Raw genomic sequence first — 13,502 nt, 5'->3', positions numbered from 1 at the left:
GGGAAGTCTGCTCGTTATCCATTGGGTGTTTGCGGATACCTGAGCATGCCCCGTGCCAAGTAAGAAAGCCCCGATTCGCAAGGTTTGATCCAACCTTGATACTTGCGATATCCGACATTGTCGGGCATCCGACAGAAAGCGCCTTTCGCCGGCGCGCCGGCTATGACGCTCGCCTCCTCCGGCGTGACGACGATCCTTTGGCGGGCGCCGCGCACACCGATCTGCCCGCCTATCAGCACCGCGACATCGAAGGACAGCGCGATCGTGACTGGATGGGTCTTACGCAAACATGCAGCAGTGCCACCGCGATCAGGACTTCATCCGCCCCACAAAGACCCGAGCGCGAGGGACGACGTGTAAGGCAACATGTCATCCTCGATAATGATGCCGCGCATAAAGAGGTAAGGTCCCTCGTCGTACCGGCGAGCCCCTTCGCTGGGTCTCGCGAGGGTCTGGTTTGCGAACGTCGACCGACAGCATCACGGCATGGGCGGCCCCATCGGTAGGCAAGCATTGACCGTGCCATCAGCGTTGAGGCAGCGCAGAGCCCAATTTCCCGGTGCCAGCCGGTACGTTGGAGCTTCAACTGTGGCCAGCCAAGCGGGCCGAGGCCGTGAAACTCCTGATACCCTGGACCGTCCGGATTGCAACGCACGACGCCTTGGTCTCGCGCCAACGTCCATTGACGCTCAGCGAAGCATCATGCGGACGAGCTGGGAAAGCTTGGCCGGGCCGGCGCCTTCCCAGGCGCATGGGACGCGCGACGACCCATGTGGACCTTGGATTTCACTACGCACTTACGCTGCTTTGGCCTTGTCAGCAGCCTGAGCATAAAGCGTGCTCAGCTTTCAGGGCGAGCCTCTTTCATGTTGATAGCATCTGTCGTCATTCAGGATCGCCCCATTTTCGCATGCCGCTTGCAGCTTTCAGACTGTTGTCAGCCAGGGCCGCCATAAAGGGTCTCGTTTAACGCATTCGGGAGGCTTCATCACTCGACCACATTAATTTCGGGCCGTTCGCCGGCGCTCCGAATGGCACTTAACACCAGATCCTCTCCAAACCCGTGATGATCCAAGAGGAAAACGAAAAATCCCTAAATCATAAAAAAGCACCGATACGGTCGGCTCCAGGCTGATGAAATTGCGGTCTCACTGGCCACGCACGATACTTGCGATGGCGATGGCCATTGCAAAGGCCGGTCAAGCACCCAAGACGCTGACAAGCACGCCTCCGACCAAAGCTCGATCGTTGGCAGCCTTTCTAGCCGTATACTTGGGGCATTTTGGGACGGCGATCCGGACGCCGATTAAAACCTGCCGGTCGTCTAAATGGAATGGTTGGTCCGGGTCCTTACTGGACCTGCGCCAACCCGATCGGGCCGGCGCACAGGGGCACCCAGACAATTGGACACGTCGCCTTTGCGCGGCGGCTTGCACTTTCTCGGATGGCCTTTTTTCTCCCCGGGCGAAATCGAGCGAGCGGTGAGGCGGAGCCTTCGATTTTGCCGATCATGTCGTGTCGCTTCGATCGAACTGCTCAGACGATGATAGCGGCATTGATTGCCGCGGCCGAAATGCGTTGTGTGAAGTACGATTTCTACGCCGTATACATACTGCCGTACAGTTCGCCCTGTCAGCAGCCTTGCCAGCAATCCGCCCTGTGTCCAACTGTCGTCGAATTCACCGGTGTCATTGAGGAATTCGTATGATCGCCTCGAAACCATCATTGCGACCGCGGGCGGGCGACGCAAGCTCTAGACTGCCACCGATCCGCTGGATAACCATGTTAGCGATATGTAGACCAAGGCCTGAGCCCGCAGCAGGAGTAGCACCACGACTAAATCGCTTTGTAAGCCCTTCGAGGTCGGGGAGGGGCACCACCGGTCCGGCGTTTGCAATAGCGATGGTTCCATCAGTTTGGACGGAAACTGTTGTCGGAACAGTGGGCAGTCCATGTATCAGCGCATTCTCGATCAGGTTACGAAGGAGGATCCCAAACGCATCGACATCCACTTTGCGCATCAAAGTGGGGCAGCCGTCGACGTTAAGATGCAGGCGTCCGGCATATTGCGGCTTTTTCCTCAGGTCATCGATTTCCAGCCGAACCGATCGGACAAGATCGATCGCGTGATCCGCCATGCCAACCCCCGATTCGGCTTGAGCGAGCTGAAGCACTTTTTCGACAAGGCGGCCAAGGCTCGACAGCGCTTGCTCGATGCCGCGCGCACGCATTTTGGCCGACCCATTGGGAAGCTCGGCCACTAATCTCTGCATCTGAGCGATTGAACCTGCGATCGGCGTGCGCAGTTCATGCGCACTGTTTGCGGCGAACTCGCGTTCGGCCTCGAGAGCCGCCCGCAGACGATCGAGAAGCCGATTGACGGATGCCGCGATTGGAGCCAACTCTGCCGGGAAATCGCCCAAGTCCATTGGTGACAGATTGCCGCCGTCGCGCGATCCGATCTGCTGTCGCAGTACCTCGATTGGCCGCAGCGAGCGCCGGATCACGATCCACCAAACAGCTAAGCTAAAGGGCAGGAGCACGAGTGTCGGAAGGAAGACAAAAAGTGCGCCCTTCGCGATTGTGGTACGGCGGCCATCAAGCGGTTCGGCCAACTGATGATACACGCCGTCTTGGATCTCCTCTGTGTAGACGCGGTAATCAGCGTTTCGCCAAAAGCCGTTACTCAGGGGAGCATCAGGGAAGGGCTGCTGACCCTCTTCCGGTTCAGAAATAAGCACTACCCCGTACTTATTAATAACCTGCTCACGATAGGTCCAGTACTTTTCATAAGTTGGCAAGTGGTTATTGTATTGATCAACGTGTTTTCCATTCAAGACCTTGATCAGCTCTGGTTCTCTGTACTCTGCGCTCCCCTGGAGCAAGTCATCCGAACTTTCGTTTACATTATTGCAAAAAATGAACGCAGCAATGGTTGGGGCGGCGATCCAAACCAGGAGCGTTGCCCCGCCTAACCACGATATCAGCTTTCTCGTCATGCTGTTCGAGTTCGTCATGTGACCACGAGCCTGTATCCGGAGCCACGCACGGTTGCTATTCTATCCCCGCCGATCTTCTTGCGGAGCCGGCTGACATAAACCTCCACTGTGTTGCTCTCGAACTCCGAATTGAATGAATAAAGCGCGTGCTCGATCCTCCCCTTTGAAACGACCGAACCGGGCCGGCGTAGAAGGCAGTCGAGCACCGCCCATTCGCGTCCAGACAGGTGGACCTCCTGCCCGTCGCGGAAGAGGCGTCGCTCGGCTGCCTGTATGGAAAGCGTCCCAACCGAAAATTGCGGCTCCGGAAAATGCCCTTGGCGACGTGCCACTGCACGGATGCGTGCCGAGAGTTCCCCCAGATCGAACGGCTTGACCAAATAGTCGTCGGCGCCAGCGTTGAGCCCCTCGATGCGATGCGAAATCCGATCGCGGGCTGTCAGAATGATGACCGGCGTTGTATCAAGCCCCTTGATCAGCTCCCGCAGATAGTCGATGCCATTGCCGTCCGGCAGGTGAACGTCGAGCAAAATAACGTCGTAGCCGGCCACAGCTGCATGACCGCGCGCTCCGGACAGGCCCTCGGCCCAGTCGACCGCGTGGCCACCAGCCACCAAATGATCGTGCACAGCACTTCTAAGGTCGTCGTCGTCTTCAATGAGCAGTATTCGCATCAGGCTGCCGAGCTCCGGTATGAGGGCAAGGCTCCTGCCTTATTGATCGAAGCTGACAGTAGGCTGAACCGGCGCCAGCGAATATCTGGGGGCTTTCAGGCTGCTGTCAGCTACAATTGCAAGAAAGGGGTCGTTAACAAAGCCAAACGAAGAGGCCTTATGAAACCCCTCCTGATCTCGGCACTTTTGCTCAATGTGACCACCGGCGGCTGTACACTGGTTGGCGGGCAATTCGACGTGGCGGTCAACGAATGGCAGCCGCGCCACGCGTCAATGTCCAGGCTTGAAACTGACAGGTGTCTTAAATACGAGGGCACCGTAGCGGGTGCCTCCAGTTATCGAACAGTGCCTAGCAGGTCAGAAGTGCACTTTGACCATAGGGGTCGTCCGTATTTTCGGCGCTCGCGAACAGAGTCGACGGTCAATCGATGCGCCACTGCCAGAGTCTGGAACGGTCAAGTGTTTGTTATCCCCCGTCCGGGCCATATTCTCTGCCGAGGACCAAGAAGGCCCTATTTTCGGTGCCCACGAACAGAGCCAACGGTCAATCGATGCGCCACTGCCAGGGTCTGGAACGGTCAAGTGTTTGTGATCCCCTGTCCCGGCCGTGTTCTCTGCCGAACTCGCCCTTGTAGTCGGCACACCAAAGATCGTTAGGGCGACAGCCGTTTGAAAGTGGTGTCCCCGTCGCCCTGTTGCGCCTGCGCTTGCGGCGCTCGACCATGCCGTGGCGGTCGAGCACGGCATGCACGGCCGAGATCGCGGGCCGGTGCACATCCGGATACAGCCGGGCCAGCCGCTCGCGTATCTTCGGCGCACCCCATGTCGGCTTGTCTTGCTTGAGGCGCACAATCAGCTTCTCGATTTGAAACGGAAGCTGATTGGCGTGGCGATAGGGCCGCCGCGATCGGTCCGTCAGCCCTCCAGGCCGCTGTCGTTGTAGCGCGTGAGGATCTTGTAGCCGGTCTTGCGCGAGATATCGAACTCCCGGCAAAGCACCGCCATCTTCTCGCGTCCAGCAGCCGGGCGACGAACTTCAGCCGCTCTTCCATGACGTTACACTCCTTCCAAGGCACCTTGCTCTCCTTGCAAAGGGCCGAAAGTGTAACCCATCTATCCGGAATGAACTGTCACCCATCTCTCGGGAAGGAAAGTCATGGCCAAGGCAACTGGAAGCCGAATTTTCTTTTAGAGTATGAATCAGCGCCGTCTGCCGAAAAGCGCGTCCACGATCTTCCCTTTTGAAACGACCGTGCAGGGCTGGGGCAGACGGTAGTCGAGCACCGCCCATCCGCGTCAAGTCAGGTAGACCTCCTGCCCGTCGCGGAAGAGGCGTCGCTCGGCTGCCTGTATGGAAAGCGTCCCAACCGAAAATTGCGGCTCCGGAAAATGCCCATGGCGACGTGCCACTGCATGGATACGCGCTGAGAGTTCCCCCAGATCGAACGGCTTGACCAAATAGTCGTCGGCTCCAGCGTTGAAGCCCTCGATGCGATGCGAAATCCGATCGCAGGCTGTCAGAATGATGACCGGTGCCGATTCAAGTTCCTTGATCAGCTCCCGCAGATAGTCGATCCCATTGCCGTCCGGCAGGTGAACGTCGAGCAAAATAAGGTCGTAGCCGACCACAGCTGCATAATCGCGCGCTTCGGACAGGTTCTTGGCCCAGTCGACCGCGTGGCCACCAGCCACCAAATGATCGTGCATAGCACTTCCAAGGTCCTTATCGTCTTCAGTGAGCAGTATTCGCATCATGCTGCCGAGCTCCGGTATGAGGGCAAGGCTCCCATCTTATTGGTCGAAGCTGACAATAGGCTGAACCGGCGGCAGCGAATTATTTGGGGAGCTTTCAGGCTGCTGTCAGCTACAACTTGCAAGAAAGGGGTCGTTAACAAAGCCAAACGAAGAGCCCCTATGAAACCCGTCCTGAACTCGGCACTTTTGCTCAATGTGACCCCCGGCGGCTGCATCAGCAAATTGATTTGGGAAACAGGCGCGCCGGTTCTAATGACCGACGCAGGCCGAGGTCTGGAGCTGGACCAGCGAACGGCGTCTTCGGTTTTTCAGGCAACAGCCACATGGAAGAATATGATTGGCTCGACCATGCGCCGAGCTTTGTCGAACGGATTGGTCGCGGGCGCACTACCACAGATTATGGCAGGTTTACGCCCTGGCCTTGACACCCGGGGTGATCGTCACCGGCGGAGCCGCGGCGTACTGATCGGATATCTAACGTCGCTGAGTCTCTCGTCGGTGCAGTGGATCTCTCGGCTTAGCCATCATGCAAAAAACGACGGTTCCGCGACACCACTTTTCAGGTCCGTGACACAGGCTTTGTGAGCCGATCTGTTGTTCTTACCCCAGGCTAATGGCTGAACAGCTCTGTCGCCGGCTCGATGCGCCAGATGGCGCGATGTTTTGAACCCTTTCACGAGGCGACGGCAGCAGCCGACCGGCTCTCCTATCGCGGCTCCCGCGATCCACACACCCAACAAGGGAATCTACCATGGTAATGAAGGCACCGGTTGCCGACGCTAGGAATGGGTCGGTAGTAGATCGGCTGGTCGGCATCGACCTCGCTCGGGGCCTGGCTGTCTTCGGGATGTATGCCGCCCATCTCGGTCCCGACCCCGGCGAAGGAGGACTAGTCGGGTTTCTGATGGAACTAACCCATGGGCGGCCGTCGGCCCTGTTTGCCGTATTGGCCGGTTTTTCAATCCTCCTGATTACAGGTCGCAAGGCGCCGAAGTCGGGGATAGCCGGTAGACAGGCCATCGCCAGAGTCGCAATTCGTGCCCTTGTTTTGCTCGCGCTTGGCTCAATCCTGGGCTGCCTCGGTACCCAGGTCGAAGTCATCCTAGAATACTACGGAATTTGCTTCTTGTTGGTATTGCCGCTCCATCGGCTCAGCGCATATCAGCTGGGCTTGATCGCTGCCGCTACGGCATTAGTTCTCCCGCAAGTCCGTTCCTCCCTTCTGTCGGTTGCCCCCAACCTCCTCGACCCGGTCTTCAACCTCATGGTCAACGGCTACTATCCCGCGGTGACCTGGGTTCCTTTCCTCATCGCTGGCATGGCCATCGCGCGCCTTAATCTTAATACGCTAGCAGCGCATTGGCGCCTTGGTCTGGCGGGGGTCGCGCTGGCCGTGTTGGGCCATGGGGGATCCTTGCTCGCGCTGAGTTCCCGCGCTTTGACTGAAACCTCCTTGTGGTGGTCTGACGTTGACGGCGCTTTTGAGCCTTCCAAGTCGTCATTTATAGTCAAGTCGTCATGGATAGCCGCACCTCATAGCGAAACGACGCTTTCGATCGTGGGCAGCACCGGTTGCGCAATGATCATCTTGGCGGCTTGCATGCTCGCTGTGGATGCGCTCCCGCGTCTGCGAAAGCTGGTCTGGCCAATAATCGCAGTCGGCTCGATGTCTTTGACGGCCTATGTGCTGCACATTGCGGGAATAGCCTATCTTATGAAGATAAACATTTTCAAAGACGAGAGCCTGTCCACGCTCTTTGGCTTCGTTGTGGTTATCAGCACTTTTGCGGTGCTTTGGCTGCGCATCTTCCAGCGAGGACCGATGGAAGTGCTGATGGGTAGGGTCGCAGATCTCGCGCGTCACATCCGCTGAGCACCGCCGCGCCCCGGCCTCCCGATCACATTACGGACAAGGTGGGGCTTTGTCCAAAGCTTGTTCGCGGCAGGGGAGGGTACTTCCTCCCAGCCTGCCGCCTTGTTGATGGAAGCTAAAACGGTCGCGCAGGCGCTAGAGTTGCATCGGCATAATCAGCTTAAACTCGCGAAGTTAAACCCGCGGTTGGTCTATCTCGGCCCGCCTCACCTGAAAGGCTAAGGTATCCGTTTCGGTCAAGGGTTTTAGGGGCCATTTTCGCTGCGCCTTGAGGAGAGCGTTTGCTAGGATGAGGAGCTTTCGCAACAAGATGATGACCTTTGCGGGTTTGCCTGCCGCCTTTAGCGCCTGGTATTTTGCCTTGAGGTCGGGGTTGAAGCGCAGGGCGAAGGGCCGGGCATGTAGAGGGCCTGGCGAACATTGGCCCGGCCGCCCCGGATGAAGGCGCGGCCGCTCCATTTTGCCGAGGCCGGCGAGGCTTGCGGCCTTTGGTTCCGAGTTCCGGCATGTCGATGGTGAGTGTGCAGGCGGTGGCATCCGATGCGCCATATGCTGGTCAGGATTTCGCGGCGCTGGACAGCGTCGGGATCGGCTTTCATGAGGGTAAGCATCGTCTGATCGATATCGCTGAGTTCACGTGGATCTGCTTCCAGCCACTCGTTGTTGTGGCGCCTGAGCAAGGCAAGCGGTCAAGGTCTGGCTCTGGTGCTGGCTGCGGTGCGATCCCCGCACGGGCCAGGTGCCGATCGTGTCGACGATCCACCTCGCCGCGACCAGAGAGCTGCTACTCTCTTCCGCTGTTCATTCTGGCCTCTTCGCAATGAATGTCATAAAATCACCTGTCGCAATTAATGGTTTTTGATTTGGCTCCTACAGCTGGCAGATATCGCCGAGAGTTCCGCAGAGAGCGTCGAAAGTTTTGGCCGCCTTCTTCCGCAGCCGCGCCTTGAGTTTTGAGCAGACCTGTCTTGATCGGGTTGAGATCGGGCGAGCATGGCGGCAGGATCAGGAGCCAGTGCCCCTTTGGCCAACCAGTGGGCGGCGCGTACCTTGCCGACAATCTGGGGTTCCGAACCCGACAGTTGGTTTTCAACCCGACAGTGGCCCGCCTCAGAGCAGGCTACCGCCCTTCGGAGCAGGCAGAAGCTAATCGAGGTTCGCGGGTTCCGGTTTGAATGTGCAGGTCGCTGCGCGCCTGATCTTTCGGTCTGGCGGCACATGACAAAAACTCTCATTTTGGCCGACGATACCCGGTCAGGAGCGGGTATCGCAGTCGAGAAGCGACCCGAGCACGTCCACAAGATGTGCCGAGTTTGCAAGGTGTGTCATTGTTTCTGTCAACGTTCGAGCGACAGCGCACGACGAAACGTCTGGCATACGCCTCGTCTGGCACGCGCCTCGCATATGTTGCAGTTGCTGCTGGAGATCAGGCGATCGAGTGGGCCTTGCAATTTTCCGATTTTGATGCGCCTAAAGTCTCGTGTACAAATCAGGCTGGCGTGAATGGCCTGCCTAAGTTGCGACTTATTACAAAGGAATGGATATGGCGACTGGAACGGTGAAGTGGTTCAACAGCACGAAGGGTTTTGGTTTTATTCAGCCTGACAACGGCGGTCAGGATGTCTTTGTCCACATTTCCGCTGTTGAACGAGCGGGCCTGTCGACCCTTAATGAGGGCCAGAAGATCAACTACGAGGTGGAACAGGATCGCCGCACGGGAAAGTCCTCTGCAGGCAGCCTCAGCAAGGCTGGCTAACGGTCCGGGAAAGCCTTGGCAAGGTTCGTCATCGCCGGAACGCATTGACGGCTCGAAACCCGGGCCGGAGCATGCAAGTTAATGCCGCGGCAGGGATTGCTGGAGCCATCATGAATTACTCTGGAAATGAGGCTCTTGGACGGGAAAGGCGGGGCTCATCCCCGCCCTTTGATTCCGCGCAGATTGGGCCAACGGCTGCTGCGCGTCCGAACGACTGTTGATACGGATTTAGGCTGCGACCTTCTTGCGGGTCCGTTTCGCCGGCGCCGTGGCTGGGGCTTCCGGCTCTTTCGGTTTGCGGCCGAGTCCCATGGTCTTGGCCAAGGCGGAGCGCGCAGCGGCGTAATTCGGCGCCACCATGGGATAATCCGACGGCAGACCCCATTTGGCGCGATATTCGTCTGGGGTCAGACCATAGTGCGTCGCCAGATGGCGCTTTAGCGATTTGAATTTCTTGCCGTCTTCAAGGCTAATGATGTAGTCCGGTTCGATCGACTTTTTGATCGGGACAGCAGGTTTTTTTACAGGCACAGGCTCTTCTGCCGGTATGAGTCCAGCCGTGCCGTTTAGAGCCCCGTGCACTTGGGCGATCAGGGCAGGAAGCTCCCCCGCCGGGACGGGGTTGTTGGAGACGTAGGCTGATACAACATCGGCAGTGAGCTCGATGAGGATGTCGGTCTTGTGGGGTTCTTCTGTCATAAACTTCTCCGGGCAGCTTGAAACACAGTTGGGCGAAGTGTCGCTTCATAGTGGCGGTTGCCGCTGAAAGCAAATGGATCGACGGGTGCGCTGCTCCTCCACCATTGAAGTCTCGGCGACGCATCCCGTCATCGTCCATCGCTAAAGGCAGCGTATTGAATTATGGGAGCGGTCGCGCCCGCCCCACCATAGCGATACAGCAAGACAATCAAAAAAGCCGGTCTTTGCTTGGCCCCAAATCTTTTCTCCTTTCGTGAACGCTGAGCTGCCAAGCTGCTACAGTTCACCTCGCGGGGCAACCGTGCACAACACAGGAGTTGCCCGAGCGATACATTCTTCACTTGCCGCTTATCAGCGCTGGTGATTGCACTTTGCAGCCTGCCTCCGGACCCGCAGCGCTCACGCTGTTGGTTTTGCGCCTGCAGGCGTCGGAAGTCGGATCGCCGCAGCTAATTTCCTCAGGCGGACGAATTCAACAAATCGATTGTTTGGATCGAAGGCATCCACACCATCGATGCCTCTAGAATATGATCCAGCTACAATCACCGTGCTGTAATGGCAGGGACGGCCAGCACAAGCGCGACACGATCCGGCGGGTCCATCGCTGCGTTACGTATTCATGGCTACTGCATCGGGCGCTCGGTCGACCGCCTTAAGCCAGGTCGCCGCATTGCGAGACGGTGACCGGCGAGGGAGAGGGCGCTCTGGCAACGAAGCGAGGCGGGTGGCCTTGCGGGTGGCCGCGTGATGTCATCCGGCTCTCCTGCCGATCTCTGCCGGCCAGATCTGGAGCAACTGTTTTGCATAGATATGGCTCTCTTCAGGGGGCCATCTATGATGGGAGCCGAGCGCGTGTTCGAGCCGGGGAACAGGCTGCGCATGCACTGTGCCCACCTATTGCGATCGTGCTAACCTTGGTTGTTCGGACTTGCCGTTAAAGGCAAGCGACAGATTGAAGTTATGCTGCACCATCTGATTGCCTGGCTCGTTTTCGAGAGCTCGCCGATACAGGGCCTGTGCCGCGTCATGCCGCCCCTCAATGTCCAAAATCACGCCCTTCGCATTCAATGCACGTACGTTTCCTGGGGCTGCAACCAAGACGCTGTCGAGCACCTCAACCGCTTCGTGCGGGCGCTTCTGGCCCACCAAGGCATTTGTAAGTCGTATCGCCGCATCAACATTGTCCGGGTGCTGCTTCACCTCATCCCGCAAAGCCCGCTCTTGAACATCCTGACCAACTTCGCGCAAAATGCGTTCGCGCATAGCCGGATCGATTTGATCGGCGCTGAGCAACTCGGGGGAAGATGTCTCCTGCACGGAAAGAGCCGGCTTTTGCCAGCTGGCGCAACCGCCCAAAGGCAGAATGGCGAGTACGGCAAAAAGAAGTGAGTTCCGGCGCAGAAACATAGGCGATGGAGAAACTGTATTACTATTCATGTTATCTCTCAGTTATCGGGGAGGCGCGTGGCGTTCAGTTAGGAAAGGTGGGACTACTCTAACAATCCGCTGTTCGATCCGTGCGGGAGTGTGACGGATCCTGCGGGGCGAATTGTAAAGTCGGAGGCGAGGTCTTGATAAGACAGCACGGCGAGATCAACCCCGTTTCGCGTCAGAAAGCCGCGGACGAAACGTCGGACATCCATCGACGTCAACAGAATAGGGCGGGTTTGACCCGGTTCTGCGTTCGAAAGGACCTGACGTATCTGTGATAGCATCGCTTCGCTTTGCCGATCCTCCAGTGCGAGATAGGGGCCTGCATCCGAATCTCGAACCGCGCCACGCATCACATCCTCGCTCTCGCGCTCGACGACCAGGGCGGACACGATGCCCTCCGTGTTGGCATGGCGGTGGCAGATCTGTCGCTTCAAACCAGAACGGACATATTCCGTCAGCAGGGCAACGTTCTGCTCACGCTCGCTCCATTCGGCCAATGCCTCCAACACGAGACGGGTGTGGCGGATTGGGATACCTTCCTCCAGGAGGCGGCGCAGAACATCGGCAATCCGAGGAATCGGCGTCGTGCGTAGCACCTCTTTCACAAGCTCAGAATATTCCTGCTCCATTCGGCCCAGGAAATGTCGGGTCTCTTGGATGCCCACCAATCGCGGTGCGTAGCGGGTCAACGCTGCATGGACGCGCAAGGCGAGGAGTTCGCCGGGAGCCCTATGCTCCGTGCCGGCGCCCGTAAGGGCCTTTGCAGGGGTATGTTCAACCGGGAGTCTGTCCGTTTTCGGCTCACGTCTAAGGGGGACACCGCTCGAGTCGACGTGCGCTACATCGGCTCGGAGCGCCATCTGGTTTGGATCTAAGGCGTCCTGTTCGACTGGCACGCCCTCGACATCAATTCGGAATTGCGATTCAGGCAGCTGCTCGTCAACCAAGACAGGGATGCGAGGAACGATAATGCCCAGATCGGCTGTGACCAGGAGCGAAACGCGCCCAATATGTTTTTGCAATTCGGCTTGATCGACCGCCTGCATAAGATCTGGCGCTAGAAAAAATGCGATCGGGAATTCCTTCGCAGGCGCGGCTTGCTTAGGCTCCGCTGCAGTTCCACCTTTCGCATCGGCAGTGCCGGCGCCCAGCACATCAGCCTTGACAATGCTTACCGCAGCGAACACTGCGGCCAGCATCAGAAAGACGGGGAGGGGAAACCCAGGAACGAACCCCATTACAACCAGGACGCCGGCCGCCAGTCGCAAGGCTCGAGTGCTGGCCGTGAGCTGACTGACCATTTCTGTACCGAGGTTGATCCTCGCCGTCCCAGTCACACGGGTGACGATGGTCGCCGCAGTAATGGAGAGCAGAAGGGCCGGAATCTGCGATATCAATGCATCGCCTATCGTCAGCAGAGTGTAGTGATGCAGTACCTCGCCGAAGGACATGCCCTTGGAGAGCAGGCCGATCGAAATTCCACCCAGCATGTTGATGCAGATAACCACCAGCCCGGCGATGGAATCGCCCTTCACAAATTTCATCGCGCCGTCCATCGCGCCATAGAGTTGGCTTTCCTTCTCCAATTCGGCGCGCCGCCGGCGGGATTCGTTGGCATCGATGTGGCCGTTGCGTAGCTCTGCGTCGACCGCCATTTGCTTGCCCGGCAGAGCATCCAGCGTGAAACGCGCCGCCACTTCTGCCACCCGTTCGGCACCCTTCGCGAGGACCATGAATTGCACCATGGTGACGACCAGAAATATGACGAAACCCACCACGATATTGCCTGAAATGACGAAATCGCCAAAAGTATGAATAATGCTGCCGGCCTCCCCCTCGGCCAGGATCAGTCGCGTCGTTGCGACCGTGAGCGCGAGACGGAATACAGTGGAAATCAAAATAACGCCGGGCAAAGAGGAAAAATCAAGTGGAGTACTGACATACAGGGCAACCATCATCAGCAGTATGGCCAACCCCATATTGAATCCTATCAGGGCGTCGACCACCACGACCGGGATAGGCATGACCATCATCGCGACAGCCAGAAGCAGCATCAACGCAACCATTAAATCCGGGCTGGCCGGCGCACGCTTGATGAAGTCACGCAGGACGTTGGCCATCGAGACACCTTTGCAATCGGTTGAGACTTACTCTGCTGTTACGCCATGAAACGTGGCTTTCGAACTCCGAAGGCGCCTCAGCCTTGGCCAGCGCGTGACCCTGCATGAGAGCCACAAGCAGGCGCGAAATGGCTGGGCAGCAAATGTTTCCAACGCAGCCAGCTTGTCAGCACCGAGCGCGACAGGATGTTT

At 57.9% G+C, this 13,502-nt stretch carries 8 protein-coding genes and 1 pseudogene; 2 read left to right on the top strand and 7 right to left on the bottom strand.

What is annotated here, in order from left to right; all coding sequences use genetic code 11:
- Window positions 1–1,688: 1,688 nt before the first annotated feature.
- The 4 genes and pseudogenes from P9273_RS22630 to P9273_RS22615 all read right to left on the bottom strand — a co-directional run bounded on the left by P9273_RS22630 (window position 1,689) and on the right by P9273_RS22615 (window position 5,428).
- On the bottom strand, window positions 1,689–3,017 hold the full coding sequence (locus P9273_RS22630) for a sensor histidine kinase (protein WP_063169275.1): 1,329 nt from the start codon (window positions 3,015–3,017) through the stop codon (window positions 1,689–1,691).
- Entirely contained in the window at window positions 3,014–3,673 is a 660-nt protein-coding gene (locus P9273_RS22625; RefSeq protein ID WP_024505389.1) for a response regulator transcription factor, read from the bottom strand. The genes P9273_RS22630 and P9273_RS22625 overlap by 4 nt, the downstream gene beginning before the upstream one ends.
- Window positions 3,674–4,292: 619 nt before the next feature.
- Window positions 4,293–4,749, bottom strand: a pseudogene (locus P9273_RS22620) (helix-turn-helix domain-containing protein); the annotation flags it as partial.
- Between the two features lie 220 nt (window positions 4,750–4,969).
- Window positions 4,970–5,428 carry a response regulator transcription factor gene (locus P9273_RS22615; RefSeq protein WP_224570033.1) on the bottom strand — a complete coding sequence of 153 codons (459 nt, stop codon included), beginning with the start codon at window positions 5,426–5,428 and terminating at the stop codon, window positions 4,970–4,972.
- Between the two features lie 751 nt (window positions 5,429–6,179).
- Here P9273_RS22615 and P9273_RS22610 point away from each other — a divergent pair.
- Together P9273_RS22610 and P9273_RS22605 are read left to right on the top strand one after the other, a co-directional pair.
- Window positions 6,180–7,301, top strand: coding sequence for a DUF418 domain-containing protein (locus P9273_RS22610; RefSeq protein WP_063169274.1), 1,122 nt, complete (start codon window positions 6,180–6,182; stop codon window positions 7,299–7,301).
- 1,543 nt (window positions 7,302–8,844) lie between these two features.
- Window positions 8,845–9,057, top strand: coding sequence for a cold-shock protein (locus P9273_RS22605; protein WP_008874821.1), 213 nt, complete (start codon window positions 8,845–8,847; stop codon window positions 9,055–9,057).
- 228 nt (window positions 9,058–9,285) lie between these two features.
- Here the strand turns inward: P9273_RS22605 and P9273_RS22600 are convergent, their stop codons facing one another.
- The 3 genes from P9273_RS22600 to sctV form a co-directional block, all read right to left on the bottom strand.
- The gene (locus P9273_RS22600; protein WP_024505385.1) at window positions 9,286–9,756 is read right to left on the bottom strand and encodes a MucR family transcriptional regulator; all 471 of its coding nucleotides are present in this window, start codon (window positions 9,754–9,756) and stop codon (window positions 9,286–9,288) included.
- A gap of 894 nt (window positions 9,757–10,650) precedes the next feature.
- Window positions 10,651–11,193: a tetratricopeptide repeat protein gene (locus P9273_RS22595; protein WP_082826568.1), complete on the bottom strand. Its 543-nt coding sequence runs from the start codon at window positions 11,191–11,193 to the stop codon at window positions 10,651–10,653.
- A 53-nt stretch (window positions 11,194–11,246) separates the two neighbouring features.
- Window positions 11,247–13,310 carry a type III secretion system export apparatus subunit SctV gene (gene sctV / locus P9273_RS22590; protein ID WP_063169272.1) on the bottom strand — a complete coding sequence of 688 codons (2,064 nt, stop codon included), beginning with the start codon at window positions 13,308–13,310 and terminating at the stop codon, window positions 11,247–11,249.
- Window positions 13,311–13,502 lie beyond the last annotated feature (192 nt).

It is taken from the genome of Mesorhizobium sp. WSM4935, assembly GCF_029625735.1.
GTDB lineage: Bacteria > Pseudomonadota > Alphaproteobacteria > Rhizobiales > Rhizobiaceae > Mesorhizobium.
The sequence above is the reverse complement of the archived record's forward strand: the minus strand, read 5'-3'. Positions and strand labels throughout refer to the sequence as shown.